This is a genomic window from Exiguobacterium sp. s91 (genome assembly GCF_018618915.1).
Classification (GTDB): Bacteria; Bacillota; Bacilli; order Exiguobacteriales; family Exiguobacteriaceae; genus Exiguobacterium_A; species Exiguobacterium_A abrahamii.
Genome location: NZ_JACSMZ010000004.1, coordinates 122181 through 138810, shown reverse-complemented (window position 1 = coordinate 138810; position 16630 = coordinate 122181). Strand labels below are relative to the sequence as shown.

18 protein-coding genes are annotated in these 16630 nt (G+C 44.0%); 10 read left to right on the top strand and 8 right to left on the bottom strand.

Annotated elements, in window-relative coordinates; genetic code table 11:
- Positions 1-38: 38 nt before the first annotated feature.
- The gene (locus KNQ06_RS15175; RefSeq protein WP_029340800.1) at positions 39-1061 is read right to left on the bottom strand and encodes a PTS sugar transporter subunit IIC; all 1023 of its coding nucleotides are present in this window, start codon (positions 1059-1061) and stop codon (positions 39-41) included.
- Positions 1062-1421: 360 nt separating this feature from the next.
- Here KNQ06_RS15175 and KNQ06_RS15170 point away from each other — a divergent pair, with 360 nt between their 5' ends.
- Complete coding sequence (locus KNQ06_RS15170) at positions 1422-2156, top strand: metallophosphoesterase family protein (protein WP_215148706.1); 735 nt, start codon at positions 1422-1424, stop codon at positions 2154-2156.
- Positions 2157-2191: 35 nt separating this feature from the next.
- Here KNQ06_RS15170 and KNQ06_RS15165 read toward each other — a convergent pair whose 3' ends face one another.
- Positions 2192-2470, bottom strand: coding sequence for a hypothetical protein (locus tag KNQ06_RS15165; RefSeq protein WP_195865882.1), 279 nt, complete (start codon positions 2468-2470; stop codon positions 2192-2194).
- A gap of 127 nt (positions 2471-2597) precedes the next feature.
- Between KNQ06_RS15165 and KNQ06_RS15160 the strand changes: the two genes are divergently transcribed.
- Positions 2598-3233, top strand: a complete 636-nt coding sequence (locus KNQ06_RS15160) for a sterol desaturase family protein (RefSeq protein ID WP_215148704.1) — start codon at positions 2598-2600, stop codon at positions 3231-3233.
- 16 nt (positions 3234-3249) lie between these two features.
- Here the strand turns inward: KNQ06_RS15160 and KNQ06_RS15155 are convergent, their stop codons facing one another.
- From KNQ06_RS15155 to KNQ06_RS15145, 3 genes are all read right to left on the bottom strand, one after another.
- Positions 3250-3804, bottom strand: a complete 555-nt coding sequence (locus KNQ06_RS15155; protein WP_029340803.1) for a TetR/AcrR family transcriptional regulator — start codon at positions 3802-3804, stop codon at positions 3250-3252.
- Positions 3791-6109: a YhgE/Pip domain-containing protein gene (locus KNQ06_RS15150; protein ID WP_029340804.1), complete on the bottom strand. Its 2319-nt coding sequence runs from the start codon at positions 6107-6109 to the stop codon at positions 3791-3793. Before KNQ06_RS15150 ends, KNQ06_RS15155 begins: the two co-directional genes overlap by 14 nt.
- Positions 6110-6260: 151 nt before the next feature.
- Positions 6261-7226, bottom strand: a complete 966-nt coding sequence (locus KNQ06_RS15145) for a quinone oxidoreductase family protein (protein WP_215148702.1) — start codon at positions 7224-7226, stop codon at positions 6261-6263.
- Between the two features lie 104 nt (positions 7227-7330).
- On the opposite strand from KNQ06_RS15145, the gene yidD reads away from it, so the two are divergent.
- Positions 7331-7615, top strand: coding sequence for a membrane protein insertion efficiency factor YidD (gene yidD / locus KNQ06_RS15140; RefSeq protein WP_058703741.1), 285 nt, complete (start codon positions 7331-7333; stop codon positions 7613-7615).
- A 107-nt stretch (positions 7616-7722) separates the two neighbouring features.
- Here yidD and KNQ06_RS15135 read toward each other — a convergent pair whose 3' ends face one another.
- Both KNQ06_RS15135 and KNQ06_RS15130 read right to left on the bottom strand, forming a co-directional pair.
- Entirely contained in the window at positions 7723-8112 is a 390-nt protein-coding gene (locus tag KNQ06_RS15135) for a tautomerase family protein (RefSeq protein ID WP_029340806.1), read from the bottom strand.
- 55 nt (positions 8113-8167) lie between these two features.
- Positions 8168-9652 (bottom strand): aldehyde dehydrogenase family protein, encoded by a 1485-nt coding sequence (locus KNQ06_RS15130; RefSeq protein WP_023467170.1) that lies wholly within the window; start codon positions 9650-9652, stop codon positions 8168-8170.
- 181 nt (positions 9653-9833) lie between these two features.
- Between KNQ06_RS15130 and KNQ06_RS15125 the strand changes: the two genes are divergently transcribed.
- From KNQ06_RS15125 to KNQ06_RS15100, 6 genes are all read left to right on the top strand, one after another.
- A complete protein-coding gene (locus tag KNQ06_RS15125; RefSeq protein ID WP_149426828.1) occupies positions 9834-11063 on the top strand; it encodes a DUF2254 domain-containing protein in 1230 nt (409 codons plus the stop codon).
- Positions 11064-11100: 37 nt separating this feature from the next.
- Complete coding sequence (locus KNQ06_RS15120) at positions 11101-11583, top strand: DUF456 domain-containing protein (RefSeq protein ID WP_023467174.1); 483 nt, start codon at positions 11101-11103, stop codon at positions 11581-11583.
- 192 nt (positions 11584-11775) lie between these two features.
- On the top strand, positions 11776-13113 hold the full coding sequence (locus KNQ06_RS15115) for a hemolysin family protein (protein ID WP_047395079.1): 1338 nt from the start codon (positions 11776-11778) through the stop codon (positions 13111-13113).
- Between the two features lie 176 nt (positions 13114-13289).
- Positions 13290-13724 carry an organic hydroperoxide resistance protein gene (locus KNQ06_RS15110; protein WP_023467178.1) on the top strand — a complete coding sequence of 145 codons (435 nt, stop codon included), beginning with the start codon at positions 13290-13292 and terminating at the stop codon, positions 13722-13724.
- Between the two features lie 32 nt (positions 13725-13756).
- Entirely contained in the window at positions 13757-13930 is a 174-nt protein-coding gene (locus KNQ06_RS15105) for a hypothetical protein (RefSeq protein ID WP_023467179.1), read from the top strand.
- Between the two features lie 26 nt (positions 13931-13956).
- Positions 13957-14469 (top strand): type 1 glutamine amidotransferase domain-containing protein, encoded by a 513-nt coding sequence (locus tag KNQ06_RS15100; protein ID WP_029340809.1) that lies wholly within the window; start codon positions 13957-13959, stop codon positions 14467-14469.
- Positions 14470-14515: 46 nt separating this feature from the next.
- Here the strand turns inward: KNQ06_RS15100 and KNQ06_RS15095 are convergent, their stop codons facing one another.
- On the bottom strand, positions 14516-14926 hold the full coding sequence (locus tag KNQ06_RS15095) for a VOC family protein (protein ID WP_149426829.1): 411 nt from the start codon (positions 14924-14926) through the stop codon (positions 14516-14518).
- 263 nt (positions 14927-15189) lie between these two features.
- Between KNQ06_RS15095 and KNQ06_RS15090 the strand changes: the two genes are divergently transcribed.
- Complete coding sequence (locus tag KNQ06_RS15090; RefSeq protein WP_215148700.1) at positions 15190-16626, top strand: murein hydrolase activator EnvC family protein; 1437 nt, start codon at positions 15190-15192, stop codon at positions 16624-16626.
- Positions 16627-16630: the final 4 nt, after the last annotated feature.

Here is a 16630-nt window from a genome sequence, read left to right as displayed (position 1 = left end):
AAATCAATCAGGAATAGTTGGAAGGGAGGTAAATTGTTTTATTGAATTTCGAGATGAAGATCGCCACGCTTCGTCCACCCTGCGACAGTCGTCAATCGATAGAAGACGAGCGTCAAGACACCAGGTAGAACGACACCAGTCAAGAAGAAAACGAGGAACGCCTGAGGACCTTGGTTGACGAAGATATTGAGTGGGGCAATCATCGAATTTAATCCAAGTCCTGCGAGTTCGTACGGTACTTTCAAAGAGAGTAGAAGCGTCGCGACAGGAGCTGAAATCATCGCTGCGAGAAACGGTGCAACGACAAGACGTGGATTTTTAACGATATTCGGGAATTGTACTTTAGGTGTTACAAAGAATGAAGCAATCAAACCACCTGGATCCGTCTGACGGTATGCCATCAACGTAAAGCCGACGAATTGAGCGGAACAGCCAATCAGTGCAGCGGCACTTGCTACAGGATCAAGTTGCAAAGCGATAGCGAGTGCAGCGGACGAAGCAGGAGACATCAATAAGACACTAAAGATGAGTGCAATGACAAGAGATGTAGCAATAGGAGAAGACTCGACTGAAGCCGTGATCATGGCACTGAATTTTGTAAGGAGTGGTGTCGTGACGGCAGCAGCACCGATTCCAGTCACGCCACCAGCAAGGACAGCACTCATCGGGATCACCATCATGTCAAATTTCGTTTTTCCAGTCATGCGTTTTCCGACGTATACAGCGACAGCAGCTGCGAGTAACGCACTGATTGGCTGACCGGGTACAAGAACGAGTCCAGAAGCAGTCGATTGAAGAGCGGCACCACCAATCGTCGCTGCGATCATCGCGCTGAACAGGACAAGTGTGTTTCCTCCGAGCTGAAAGGCAATACCGGCACCAAGCGCAGGGGCGAGTAGTACTTTTGCGACACCACCAATCGTCAGTAGCATTTGGATATGTAGAAGATTTCCGAGCGTCTCAATCAGGAGTCCGACACCGAGTGTTACAAGAACGGCATTTGCCATTCCAGCTGATACTTTTACCATTCGATCCATCGCATATTCTTTCAACGTTGTCATCCTCTCTATCTATCTCTATTTTTTGCCATGAAAAAAGCCTATCCGTTTTTGGGATAGGCGCCACTCATTCTGTGCGGGCGCCTCATTCGATGCATCGAAAGAAGGGCCCAAAAATCATTTCCGTTTCATCATCGGAAAAGTTTTCAGTCCCTCATGCATAGAATAATCAGTCGGCCGGCTTGGTTAAATGGCTGTTGCGTCGGAATCATTCGATCGTGCCCCTCTCTGTGAATTTTTCTAAGCCTAACACGCTCTTGATTAATAATCAATATTTTCTGACAATTTATTTTTTCCTGAAATCTGACAGGAATTCACGGTATCATCGGGAAATCCTAATGTACCAACAATGGAGGCGTTTACATGAAAGTGATGCTTTTTACAGATATTCATGGCAATGCATCAGCATTACGTGCGGTATTGTCCTATCTTGATCAACAATCAGATATCGATGCCGTCTATTGTCTCGGTGATCTTGTCGGCATTGGACCAGAGCATAATGAAGTCATTGATCTATTGAAGCAACGACCTGATATTCAAACGATTTCTGGGAATCATGATGAATGTGTCCTTGCTTTAATCCATGGGGAGACATATCCCGATAGTTACCGCCATGCGAAAGAGCACCATCAATGGATCGCGGATACGTTGACGCAAGAAAATCAAAAGTATTTGGAACGTTTACCGCGTGTCTTAAATATCATGCATCAGGAACAAACGATGCACCTGACGCACTATGCTTATGCCGACCAGACGAAGAAGATTGGTGAAGAGCCGTTAAAGCAAGCGGTGGATGGAACGAAAGAAAACTTATCTGTCCTGTTTGCTGGAAGTGAGGCGCGGATCATTGGTTTCGGTCACCATCATCCAGCGCAACAAGTCGAGACAGGACAAACACTCTTTATTAATCCAGGTGCACTTGGATGTCAGAAGACAGCCATCGCCCCAGTAGCAATTATCGATTGGGAGAAGGACCAAGTCTATTCAGAAATCCTGAAGCTTTCATATGATGATCGACCATTTTTAGACGTCCTCAATACGACGGAGATGCCGGAACGTGAATTGATGCGCCGTCTCTTCTTCGGTAGTAGGACATGAAAAAACCTTCATGAGTAGTTCATGAAGGAAGTCGATTAAGCAGATAGCTTCGTCATAATTGAGATGAGGCACACGACAATCAGTAACACGATACCGATGTTTCGTTTCAATGGATGGCGTGACCAGTAAAAGAATAGCGCAAGGACAGGGGCCACAAAAAAGGCAACGATGAGACTGATTAATGTTGCAAGAAATAATACAAACATCCAAAGCTTGCTAGTTGTCCGATATACCTGCCACATGTCGTAGAGCGACATGAGTGTATAGGCGAGTAACACGAAGATGATTCCGGTCGATAAACTCAAAGCGATCATCACTCCATTCCCTATTTAGTATAAGGGAAAGAGTGAGAATGATTACACGACTTGAAGTAAAAAAACATGACGAATCAATGAACGTATGATTAGACGCTGTAACGAAAAAAGAAAGGAGAGGGCATCTATGTCAGACATCTATCGCCGTTTTTTTCTATTTCCGGATATTTTGATCATGCTCGTAATACTGATTGCGGTCAGTAGTTATGTCCTTGCTCAGCCGTTTCATTGGTCGATTTTACTGTTCTTTTGTCTTGGACTGATCGTCTTTAGTTTCAGTGAATACTTGACGCATCGTTTTTTGTTCCATTTACCACCACCTAAAAATGCGCTTGGACGAAAATTGTTGAAACGACTTCATTACGATCATCATGCGCATCCGAATGAACTGCATCTGTTGTTTTTACCTGTCTGGTATTCCTTGCCGAACCTTGGTTTCTTTGCGGCTCTGACCTATCTTCTGACACAATCTGTCGTCTCGACAGCTGCAGCCGCGAGTGGATTGATCGTCATGTTGCTTGTGTATGAATGGAAACATTACGTGGCACACGTTCCGCTGAAACCGAGAACACGCTTTGGAAAATGGATGAAAAAGACGCATCTATTACATCATTTCAAAAATGAACACTATTGGTTTGGTGTATCGAATCCGGTAGGGGATTGGTTGTTTGGCACACTGAAGGATGAAAAAACAGTTGCTTCTAGTCAAACGGCACGGAATTTAGAAAAAAATCGAGAATATGAAAAACCGCCAATCAGCTGATCGGCGGTTTTTTGATTCATAAAATGCGTAGCATGGCACGACGAATCGTATCTAATTCTAACGGTCGAGCAATCAATGGCCATTCGGCAATTAACGCAATGTACGTCCGGAAAATCAGAAAGGCGGTGACATCGACTGGTACGTCACGATCATCTTGTCCAAGGCGAGTCTCGAGTAGCGTTTTAAGATATTCGACGACATGCCGTTCGATCCGTGTCCGTAGTTCTTGCATTTCTTGTAATTTGAGATTACGTGTTTCTTCGATGATTTGAAGAATGAACAAATGTTGTTGCTGATGATAGACGATAGCGTCGATCATTGCTTGCTTATTTTCTTCTACCGTCGCATGTTCGACGTAAGCGCGTTCTGCTTCTTCTTTCATCTCTTGCAGCACACGTGTTACGAGTGATTCGAACAGGTTGAGTTTACTTTCGAACAATTGATAGACGGTCGGTTTCCCGACATGAGCGCGTCGGGCGACACGCTCAATCGTCGTACCTTTATAACCAAGTTCAGAAAAACAAGCCATCGCTGAGTCCAGTATCAATGTTTCTTTATCAGACTGTGTCATGTTGTTTTCGTCTCACTTTCGTTGAGAGTAAAATTCGCTTGGCTCCGAGCCCTCCAACGAAGCTGATGATCAACGCGACGACTAAGATGGTCGCAAGGACTTGACTGTTTGAGATGAGGGCGTCTGTCACACCAAGTCCAAGAGCTTCACGGAATCCGCCGACTGAATACGTCATTGGTAAGAACGTATGGATGGCTTGGAAGAAGCTTGGCGTCATCTCGACTGGGAACGTACCACCACTACCGCCGATTTGAAGCAGAAGTAGTAGGAAGGCAAGGAACTGTCCGACGCGACCGAGTAGCATCGCGAGCGTGAACAGAATCGTAATGAACGTCATACCTGTTAAGGCAGCGAATCCATAGAGCGCAGGAACACTCGCGACATCAGCATCCAGGACATAAACGATGGCTGTAGCCGCTGCGACACCTTGTAAGGCTCCAATCGGTAAGATGAGTGATAATTTACCGACAAGGAAGCGCCATGTCAGACTTTCACCATGTTCTGGACGAATCTGATAGACAGACGAGAACATCAAGGCACCTGCGAATAAGGCAATACTAAGGATATAAGCTGATAAACCAGAACCGTAGTTGTTGACCGTCGAATAGTCATGTTCTTTTAAGACGACGGGTTCTGCGAGCATATTATCCCGCTCTTTCGTCGGCTTGACGGTTGCATCCTTAGCCCCTTTGCTGAGCTCATCCTTCAATGTTTTAGCACCATCTTCAAGTTTTGTGTTGGCATCCGCGATTTTCGAAGCCCCATCGGTCGTTTTGCCGATTCCGTCCGTAATCGTAGTTGAACCAGAAGCCAACTGTCCTAACCCGTTATTTAACGCGCTAGCACCTGTTTGGAGTTGATGTGTGCCATCTGAAAGCTGATTAGCCCCGTCAGCCAGTTGTGCGCCACCTGTTGCGGCTTTATGCACACCTGCAGTATATTGACCGAGTTTTTCATTGAATGTTTGTTGACCACTTGCTAATTGTTGTGCACCAGACTCGACTTGTTTCGCACCGTCGACGAGTTTCACTTGACCTGCGTTCAGTTGTGATACAGCTGATTCGACTTGTTGACCACCTGCAGCCAGTTGACCAATTTTTTTCGTCGCGTCCGTTGCTTGAGCAAGACTCTGATCAATCGCGCCTTCTTGGGCGGCGAGATTTTGGATGTTTTCTTCTAATGAACCGATAGAACCGAGTAACGTTTGTTTTTCTTCATCCGATAACTGTTCAGAAGCAGAAATGACTTCTTTTAGTTGCGCAACGTTTGCTTCAAGGGCTTCACGACGTGCTCGTAAATCTTGTTTCGCTTTTTCAGCATCTTGATTAAGTTGCGTTAAAAAGGCGTTGGCAGCTTGTGCTTTTTCATCCAATTGATTTAATCCATCCGTCAATTGAGGGATTTTTTCATTAAGCTGAGCCGTACCTGCAGCCAGTTGTTCTGCCCCTTGACGGACTTGTGTCGAGCCACCGCTGAGTTTCGTTGCTCCGTCTTCTAGTTGTGCAGCACCGGCTTGTAATTTGCCACCATTTTCGTCTAGCGTGTTCAACCCAGAAGACAACTCACCCGTTTTTTGGGCGAAGAGGGCAGTCTTTTCGTCGAGTGTCGTGACGCCGTCACTGAGTTTTTTCGAACCTTGATTGGCTTCGCCAAGTTTTTCGGACAGTGTCAGACTTCCATCCGCAAGTTTTCCAAGATTCGTTGCTAGTGTTTTGGCACCATCCGCTGTTTTATGGTTGCCATCTTCTAGTTTAGAAGAACCGTCCGATGCCTTTTCCATACCGTTTGCGATTTTCTTTAACGCACCGAAGATCGCACTACTGTATTGTTTCGTCACGGATTTTCGGATCTTTTCGTTTAATTGTTTTGCAGCCGTACTCGAAATTTGTGTGCCCGAGTAGTTTTTGGCTGGATTCAAGTAATACTCCAACTCAATCTTCTTCGGATGATCATCGAGTAGTGTCGTTGCATTTTTAGAGAAGTTCTTCGGGATGACGACCGTCATATAGATTTTGCCGTCACGTAATTCTTTTTCGGCTTTGTCCTTAGATAAGAACTGCCAATCAAAATCATCATTTTTTTTGAGTTTGTCGACGAATTGATCCCCGATGTCGACTTTCTCTCCTTTAAACTTCGTCGCCTTGTCTTCGTTGACGATAGCGACCTTGATATCTTCTGTTTGACCGTATGGGTCCCAGAATGCAGATAAGAAGATGGAGTTGTAGAGAAACGGTACGAGGATGAGGGCGAGAATGACAACAATCATCATCGGACTCTTCAATTTCTTCCATTCTGAGCGAAACATAAATACAAATCCCCTTTCTAAAACTCAAAACTTATTTGGGTTTTAGGTTTTGATGAGATTTACTTTACTCTCTTCATTAAAAAAAATCAATCGATAATTCTAATTTCACATAAAAAAGACGACTCGCAGGGAGCCGTCTTGGAAAAACGAGTTAAGGAAGCAAAAGTAGTTTTCCTGTACTGCGTCGACTTTCTAAAAAGTCATGTGCTGCTTTGCCATCAGATAATCTGAATGTTGTAGGAGAAGACAGGGTGAGATGATTGGATAGAATCCAATCAAATAATTCACCAGATCTACGGATTCGTTCTTCAGAAGATGTTAATACGTTCCAAAGGTCACCACCCGTCAATGTTTTGGACGTATCCATCAAAAAGCGAGGATCGACAGATACGGGATCGCCGCCTGCCATACCATAGAAGACAACCGTTCCATGGACTTTTGTCACATGGAAACTATCCATTAAGGTAGAACCAATGGATTCGTAGACCACATCAACTCCTTTACCAGAAGTTTGCGCGAGCACGTGCTCGACCCAGTTCTCAGAATATAAATAGACAGATTCACAGCCCGCAGTTTTAGCGATCTGTGCTTTCTCAGGAGAAGACGTCAATCCAATCGGAGTTGCGCCAAGTAAACGAATGAGCTGTGTCAACAACTGACCAACGCCACCGGCAGCTGCATGCACTAAGACGACATCTCCCGGTTGGACATGATAGCTATCTCGAGTTAAATAATGCGCTGTTAACCCTTGTAATAAGACAGAAGCTGCTGTTTCGTATGAGATACCATCAGGAAGCGGAATCAATTTATCGACGGGTGCTGCGACGTACTCCGCGTTCGCAAGCGGAACGTCCGCAAAAGCAACTCGTTGACCTACGTGGAACGTTGAAACAGCAGCACCGATTGCGGTGACGACTCCTGCACCTTCATACCCTAAAATATAGGGAGGCTGTCCTTCTAAATGATAGTTTCCTTTTCGGCGATAGATGTCTGCAAAATTCAGACCGATCGCTTTCATTTCAATCAGAACTTCCTGTTCAATGATTGTTGGCGTTGGTACGTCTTCGAAGCGTAATACATCAGAACCTCCGAATTCGTGGAAAGTTAATGCCTTCATCTCAGCACATCCTTCTTTTAAATCTGCTTTTAGTATAAGGCAGAACATCTGAAAATGATGGACAGATGCGTTACACTAGAAAAAAAGACGAAAGAAGGGACAGTATGAAGCGTGTCTTAATGGGAGGAATTCGTTTTTATCAAAAAGTCATCTCTCCCATGAAACCAGCTACATGTCGATTCTATCCAACATGCTCCCATTACGGGATGGAGGCGATTGAACGTCATGGTGCGGTAAAAGGTAGTTATTTGACGACGCGTCGATTGTTACGGTGCCAACCGTTCCATCCAGGAGGCCTTGACTTCGTTCCAGAACCCGATCAATTTAGTTGGAAAGCACCGCTGCAACGGGAAAATCCACGGGAGAAGACGGAAGAAACGAAGGAGTAAGTCATGTGAAGATTCTCTCTTGTTTAATGAAGTAAGAACAAATAAAGGGAAGTATGTTACCGGAAATTACCGATAACATACTTCCCTTTTGTTCTACTTACAGACGATCATAGTTTACCCGTTAAAAACTGTGCTTCGCCAAGACCGAAGCTCCAGTCGGCTGCATCATTTTCGACGATCGACACCATCAAATCAGTCGGTGCGAGTCCGCAGTTTGCTTGTAAGCGTTCGGCGAGTAATTGGTAGAGACGTTGTTTTTTCTCTTCCGTCCGCGTTTTACTCGTCACACTAATAAGAACGATATCTTTACTCCGTTCAAATCCGAGTCCTGTATCTTGAATGACCATCTCATGTGCTTTATGCGTATGCACGATTTGATAACGATCGCGCTCCGGCACATCAAATGCTTCGACCATCGCATCGTGTGCGGTATCGAGTAACGTTTTTAACTCTTCTTCTGAACGTCCTTCAATGACGTCGAATCGTAATAACGGCATGTGAAATCACTCCTTCACAAAATTATGTAGAGTAGGGAAAAACCCTACTCTTATATTACTCAAAGAATGGTTTGTATTGACGACGATCGTGCATGACAGATAACCATTGGACAGTCGAGAATTCTTCAAGTACCCACTCGCCGTTAAAGCGACCGAGCCCTGAATCTTTTTCACCACCAAATGGCATATGTGGCTCATCGTTGACCGATTGATCGTTGATATGAATCATACCTGTCTCGACTTCAAGCGCAAAGGCAGTCGCGCGTTCAATAGAAGAACCATGGACAGCGCCGCTCAATCCGTACGGAAGCGAGTTCGCGATTTCAAGTGCCTCTTCATCCGTATCGAACGGGATGATGACAGCGACCGGTCCGAAGATTTCATTTTTAGCGAGTGGCATATCATTCGTAACACCAGTGACGACAGTAGGTGCGATGACGTTATCTTTTGCTTCGCCACCGACACGAACGGTTGCACCCGCAGCTTTTGTTTTCTCGAGATCTTCAAGAATCCGTTCAACTTGTGATTGGTTGATGAGTGGTCCGACTTGTGTCCGATCATGTGATGGATCACCGTATTGTAGCTCTTTTACACGAGCGACGTATTTCTCGACGAATTCATCATGAATCGAAGAAGCGACGAGAATTCGGTTCGTCGACATACAAATTTGACCTTGGTGATAGAACTTGCTGTAGACAGCAGATTCGACCGCACGATCGAGATCAGCATCATCAAGTACGACGAAGACGTTGTTTCCGCCAAGTTCAAGCGCTGTTTTCTTCAGGTGTTTACCAGCAAGTTCACCGATATGACGACCAACTTCAGTGGATCCTGTGAATGAAATCAAGCGTGGTACAGGATGTTCGACGATAGCATCACCGATTTCTGAACCGCGACCGACGATGACATTCAAGACACCTTTTGGCAATCCAGCTTTTTCAAATAGACTAGCAAAAATCAATCCACCTGAAACAGGTGTGTCCGTAGCCGGTTTAACAACGACTGCGTTCCCGATGGCAATGGCAGTAGCGATCGACCGTACAGCTAAGTGGAACGGGAAGTTCCATGGACTGATGACACCGATGACACCAAGTGCTTTACGGTAAATCCGGTTTTCTTTGCCTGGTACGACCGATGGACGAATTTCACCGTGCATCCGAAGTGGGAATGTCGCAGCTTCCTTGACGATCAAGACAGAAGCAAGGAATTCACCTTCTGCTTTGATGCGTGTACTTCCGGACTCTTTGATCAACCATTCGATGATCGTTTCTTTCTCTTCGTACAAGACTTTCAAGAAGTTTTCGATGAGACCTTGACGTTTTAAGGCAGGAACTTTCGCCCAGTCTTTTTGAGCGACTTGAGCCGCTTCATAAGCGTCATCTAAATCTTGTTGATTCGCTGCAGAGATTGTAAAGAGCTCTTCACCTGTGAAAGGATTCGTGTTCGTCATGTTGCTGTCACTTGCGCCTGTGCGCCACTGACCATCAATGTAAATCTTCGTGAAATCTGTATGCAATGTTGCTTCGTTTTGTTGAGCCATATCATTTCATCTCCCATTCGTTTTCATAACAATTAAGTTATTCACGTTATGAAAAGAAGTAAAACACATCCGTGCACTTCGACCAAACATATTGCTCAAAGTCAGTCAGTCAGATGGGTTTTAAAGCGCTCTAAATCAGGAATTCAATCAATATAGTGCTATAAAAAGGAGGAATTTTATTTTGAAGAAGCTGAAAGTCCTGTCTCGAGAAATCAATTGGTGGTGGCCATTGTTATATGGTCTCATTGGGATTGGTTTGACGGGAATCGTGACGTGGTTAGATGTGTATATATCAAACTGGTTTCCAAAAGACTGGCAAACGACGCTTGGCTTAGCGCAGACAATCCATAGTTCTGTCTTTACCGGACTGCTCGCCATGATGACGTTCACATTCTCAACCATTCTTGTCGTATTGACGACCTATTCATCACAATTCTCACCACGGACATTGCCTAACTTCATCGAGAATCGGCAAGTGCAACACATTTTCGGCATATTCATTGGAGCGGTCAGTTACTCGATGACGATGCTCTTTTTTCTTCGTCCGGCGTTGAAGACGAGCGTCGTCGCTTCGACAGTAGCCGTTCTCGTCGTGTTGATATCGATCGTGGCATTCGTCGCATTCATTCATATCGTCAGTCAGTCGATTCGCGTGACGACATTACTCGATCGATTACACGAAGAAGGGAACGAATTATTGAAACGACAAGTCGAACATCTAGGATCAGGAGAACAAAAGATTACTGAAAGAAAGATGACGACAAATTATCCACATCTTATTCAGGCAACTCGAACCGGATATATTCAAGCAGTCGATTATGATGTTTTTGATCAGAAAGACCGCGTGTATATTGATCGAACGGTCGGCTCATTCGTAACAGAGGGAGAAGCCATCGGACGGGCAACTTGCCGGGATATCAATGAAAGTATCTTGATTGGACCGACGAAATCTTCAGAACAGGATTTTGCATTTGTTCTTGAAAAATTAAGTGAAGTTGCTTTACGTGCGATTTCTCCAGGAATCAATGATCCGAATACAGCGAGACATGCGGTCCGGATTATTGGTGACTTAATGCGACAGTATGCCGTAATACCAGATGGTGTGCTAGTTGTTGGAAAGGACCAGCAACACATCGTCGTCAGGGAAACTTACCAACAATTGTTATACACGACGTTTTATCAACTACGACATTACGGAGCAGAAGATATTTCAGTTCTCGCGACGATGCTTGAGTCGCTTGGAACGATGAAGCGGCAAGCCTTACCAGCTCACTATGAAACGATTCAACGGTTCATTCCATACATCTGTTCGGAAGTACGTTTTGAAACAATGAACGACTGGGATCGTGATTTTTTACAAAATCAAATCCATCGGGCGTTGAATGAAACTTTTGTCTCCCCTTCGACGTAAAAAGGGCAAGAGAATCAAAAGAAGGGAGGAATAGAAAGTGACAATCTTGTTATGGAGTCTGATCGTCGTCTGTTTTCTAGTCGCTTTTGCAGGTCTCGTGTATCCGATCATCCCAAGTGCGCCGATTTTAGTAGTTGGTTTTTTGATTTATGGATTCGGATTTGGGTTCTCTGAACTATCGATTAGTTTTTGGGTGATTCAAGCGATTTTCATCATTCTCTTATTTACACTCGATTATCTCGTTAGCGCCTACACCGTCGATCGACGGGGAGGCTCACAAGCGGCTAAGATTGCAACGACAGTCGGATTGATTGCGGGACCATTTATTTTGCCGGGTATCGGATTATTAATTTTCCCGTTTGTCTTTGCCATCTTGACGGAAAAAATCATTAGTAAAAAGACGTGGCAAACCTCGGTTTCAGTTGGGATCGGAACAGTCCTTGGTATCTTATCAAGTGCCTTGTTAAAGGGAATCGCGATGTTACTCATGATCGTAATCTTTATTCTCTATGTCGTCTGACGGTCTGAAATGATGTCTTCAAGTACACATTTTATGAAAGTTCCGTTATAGTATGAATATGAAAAAGTAGGGAAGCTTTGAAAGTCTGAAGCTTCTTTTTGCTGTAAACCACCAGATGCCTCGGCATCTGGCTTTATATTAATGGAGGTGAATCCCCTTTCTTCGGGGAAACGATTGGACAGTACACACTCAATGGAGACATTCGACACGACGACGATCATCATTCGGCTACTCGTCATTGCACTACTCATCGTCTTAACCGCTTTTTTTGTAGCTGCCGAATTTTCGGTCGTCAAAATGCGAATGTCTCGAATCGATCAGTTGATTACAGAAGGAAGCAAGACTGCGAAAGTGGCGAAGAGGCTACTTGAGAATTTGGATTATTATTTATCGGCCTGTCAACTTGGAATTACCGTGACAGCGCTTGGTCTCGGGTGGTTAGGAGAATCAACGGTAGGTGCGATTCTCGGTATGTTGTTCGAAGAGATTGACATTCCGAACTCCGTCTCGACGATCATTTCGTTCGTTCTTGCATTCTCGATTGTAACGTTTCTTCATGTCGTGCTTGGAGAACTTGCTCCAAAATCTTTAGCGATTCAAAAAACGGAAGCGATCACGATGTTACTCGCGCCACCACTATATTGGTTCGGTAAAATCATGAAACCTTTCATCTGGACATTGAACGGTTCAGCACGAATCATTCTTCGGTTGTTTGGCGTCGAGCCAGCGGGACACGAAGAAGTCCATTCTGAAGAAGAGATTAAAATCATCATGACACAGAGTTATAAGAGTGGAGAAATCAACCAGACTGAGCTTTCCTACATGCAGAACATCTTCTCGTTCGATGAGCGGATCGCGAAAGATATCATGTTACCGCGGACGGACTTAATCACGATCTCGAACGATGCATCGATGGAGGACATCATTCGTCTCGTTGAAGAGTATCAGTTCACACGTTACCCAGTAGCGGAAGAAGGAGATAAGGATAAAATCCTTGGCTTCATCAATGCAAAACAATTATTTACGGATCATATGGCTAACAAAGGAAAAGCATTAAGCTATTACATCCACAACTTGCCGATTGTATCCGAGTATTCACCGCTTCAAGACGCTATGTTGAAAATGCAGGTGGAACGGACGCCAATGGCACTCGTCATTGATGAGTATGGTGGTACAGCCGGTGTGATTACGATGGAAGACATATTGGAAGAAATCGTTGGAGAAATCCGAGATGAATTCGATAAGGATGAGAAAGCAGATATCGAACAAATTCATGAGCGATTATACCGGATCTCAGGCCGTGTCTTGATTGATGACCTAAATGAACGCTTTAACCTAGGAATCGAAGAAGAAGACATCGATACGATTGGTGGCTGGGTCATGGCACAGGATACGGAAGTGTCGAGTGGCCAAGAATTCCGCTATCAGGAATACACGATCAAAGTCATGGAAGTCGATAATCATCAAGTCAAATCAATTTATCTTCAATTGCCTGATCGAGAAGAAACTGCAACAGAAGAGATCGGATAAGAAATAGAATGTGCAAGACGATGGACTTCGAGTTCATCGTCTTTTTTTGTCTACTAAAAAAATGAATCAGCTAAGGTGATAGACACATCTTGTGTTTATCTCCCTCACTGACGGGTATTACTGTCTATGTGGCAAAAAAGCATTTTTCAATTCAACAGGAAAAGGGGTTTTTTATTATGTCAAACGTCATTCTTACTTCACGTGCATCTGCAGTCGGTGGTCGCGACGGGAAAGTCGCTTCAGACGATAACGTCATCAATCTCGATTTAGTCATGCCAGGAACAAAAGGCAAAGAAGACATTCCGACATCAAACCCGGAACAGTTATTCGCAGCAGGATATGCCGCTTGTTTTGATGGTGCCTATAATTTGATGGCGCGCCAAGCAAAAAAACGAGTCGAGACGCGGACGAATTCAGAAGTCAGCCTCTTACAGGACGAAGCGGATAACGGTGTAAAAATTGCAGCGAAACTCGTCGTCGAGGTCGTCGGCGTATCGCAAGAAGAAGCCGAAGATTTACTAGAGAAGACACACAATTTCTGCCCGTACTCGAAAGCGACACGTGGCAACATTGATGTCGATCTTTCTGTTAAAGTCGTCGATTCACTATAAGCATAATCGACGAATCATAAGGAGGGTTTTCCATGGCACCGAAAGAAACCGATCGTCCAAATGAAGAGTTTGAAGATGAACGGGATCGTCTGTCGGATAAAGAACGGAAACTGACAGAGGAGCAACAAAAGGAAATCCTAAAAGGAAAAGACGAAATGCCAGATGATACGGTTTCTCCACGAGATCGCGGAGAAGATCCGATTTAAATCAAACAACTTGGGGGATGAATCACATGTCTAAAAAAGTAGCAGTCGTACTCGCCGATCATTTTGAAGATGTAGAATTCACAGGACCGGTTGATGCATTAAAAGAAGCAGGGCACGAGATCACGGTCATTGGTGCTAAGAAAGGTGCAGAACTCGTCGGCAAACAGGAAGAGGCAAAAGTAAATGTTGATCTCTCGATTGATGAGACTTCAGCAGCAGACTACGATGCTCTCCTGATTCCAGGCGGATTTTCACCAGATTTACTTCGAGAAGATGAGCGTTTCGTCTCATTCGTCGAAGAATTCGATATGTCGAAAAAACCGATTTTCTCGATCTGCCATGGACCACAATTGATGATTAACGCAAAAATCGTCAAAGGAAGAAAAATGACAGGTTATAAATCAATTCGAATTGATTTAGAAAATGCTGGTGTGGACTTTGCAGATGAAGAAGTCGTCGTTGACGATAATTTCGTCTCAAGTCGTCAACCAGATGATATTCCTGCATTCAATCGGGAAATCGTTGCAAAACTTGGCTAATGGTATAGAACAAAAATCAGCACTGCGATAACGCAGTGCTGATTTTTTATAGATTTTCTGGATAATCACAGAGTTCCGTAATGACGCCGTGTGAATGACGAGGATTCATATAAATCAATCGTCGTCCGAATGGCGTCGTTCGATACGTATCTTCTAAAAATGTTAAGCCTTGTTGTTTTGCTTCTTCAATCGCTTGATCTAAATTCTCTACACGATAAGCAATGTGGTGGACACCTTTCCCACGTTGTTTCAAAAAACGAGCGATCGGACTATCCGGACTTGTTGGCGTTAACAACTCGATGTGCGCATCATCGAACTCGATGACCGCAATATTGGAAGCGACACCAGGCGCAGGATTCGAGTACTCTTTTGTTAAAATTCCTCCAAGTACGTTTGTATAAAATGAAATGGCTTCCTGCATGTCGCGAACGGCAATTCCAGTGTGGTCTAATTTCATATGATATCCTCCTTCTGTTCGCTTCAGTTTCCCAAAAACACTCCAAAGTTGCAACGATGAGTTACCTTCCAAATGTTTCTATTACATAGAAGAGGAAAGATTTATTTAAAATGAAATATCACTGAAATATTATGGAAGAGGAATGAATGCTATAATCAAAAACGTTCTTATAAAAAAGAAAAACTATTACAGAATTTAAATTTAACTTAAATACTCTACGATAAATCATAAAACATACACTACAGAAAAAGAGGGAATACTACATGAAAAAAACGTTCGCGTCGCTCATCGTTTCCGCACTGGTTCTTTCATCAGCACCTCATTTTGCAGCAGCTGACGATTTAAGTGAACAGAAAGCCAAAAACGAACAACAGCAACAAGACAATGCTAAAAAGCAAAAAAACTTAGAGTCTTCTGTTAATCAAGAAGGTCAAAAAATCTCTAAAACACAACAAGAAGTCAATCGACTAGACGAAGCTTTGAACGAAAAAATCTTTGCTGTCGAAACAAAAGATCGTCAAATCAAAGCAACAGAACGTGAAATCGTTGAACTTGGAAAAGAAATCGAGAAATATAAAGCGAAACTAAAACGCCAAGAAAAACTACTTGGTGATCGTCTTCGTGTAATGCAAGAGAATGATGGAAACTCAATTAAATGGGAAGAAGTCATCTTTGGCTCTAAAAATGTTGGTGACCTCGTAAGCCGTGTCATGGCAGGGAAATCCATTTCAAAACAAGATGATAAAATGATTACGGATTATCAAAATACGCAAAAGCAATTAGCGGATGCGCAACAAAAAGTAAAAGAAAAGAAAGCGCAGTTGGTCGTTGAGAAACAAGAATTAAAACGTCAACAAGCAGATCTTGAATCACAATTAAAAGAGCGGAACAAACGCTTAAAAGAACTACGTAAGAAAAAAGAAAAGTTCGAAACACAATTGATGGATGCAAAAGAAGTTCAACAAATTCTGATTGCGCAAGAAAAAGCGATTGCTGCTGAAAAAGCAGCGCGTGAACGTGAAGCGCGAATCGAAAAAGAACGTCAAGCTCAAGCTGCACGTGAAGCAAAAGCACGAGCAGAAGCTGAAGCAGCGCAAGCAGCAGCTCAAAAAGAAGCAGAAGAGCAAGCCGCTAAAGAAGCAGCAGCTCAGCAAGCAGCTCAAGAGAAAGCAGCACAATCGGCAAAACCTTCTGGTTCGACGAAGCAATCGGCACCAAAACCATCTACACCAGCACCAGCTGCGCCTGCTCCAGCGCCAGCTGCACCAAAACCAGCACCATCATCAGGTGGTCTGTTCATTCATCCAACTGCCGGAACTGTTACACAAGGGTATGGTTCTGCAGGTGGAGAGAACGGATATACGTTCCATAACGGAATTGACTTTGGTGGTCCAGTCGGTACGCCGATCATGGCAGCTGCAACAGGTACAGTCATTACAGCATCAGGTGGTGGACCTTACGGAAACCATGTCATGATCGCTCACCAATTAAACGGGAAGACATATACGACAGTATATGCTCACATGAGTTCACTCAATGTTCATGCTGGTCAACGTGTCAGCCAAGGTCAACAAATTGGCGCGTTAGGTAGTACAGGAAATTCAACAGGACCACACCTACACTTCGAAATCCACGTCGGTGGATACAGCTATAGTGCAACTGGTCCAGCTAATTCAGTCAATCCATTGTCAATGCTTTAATCGT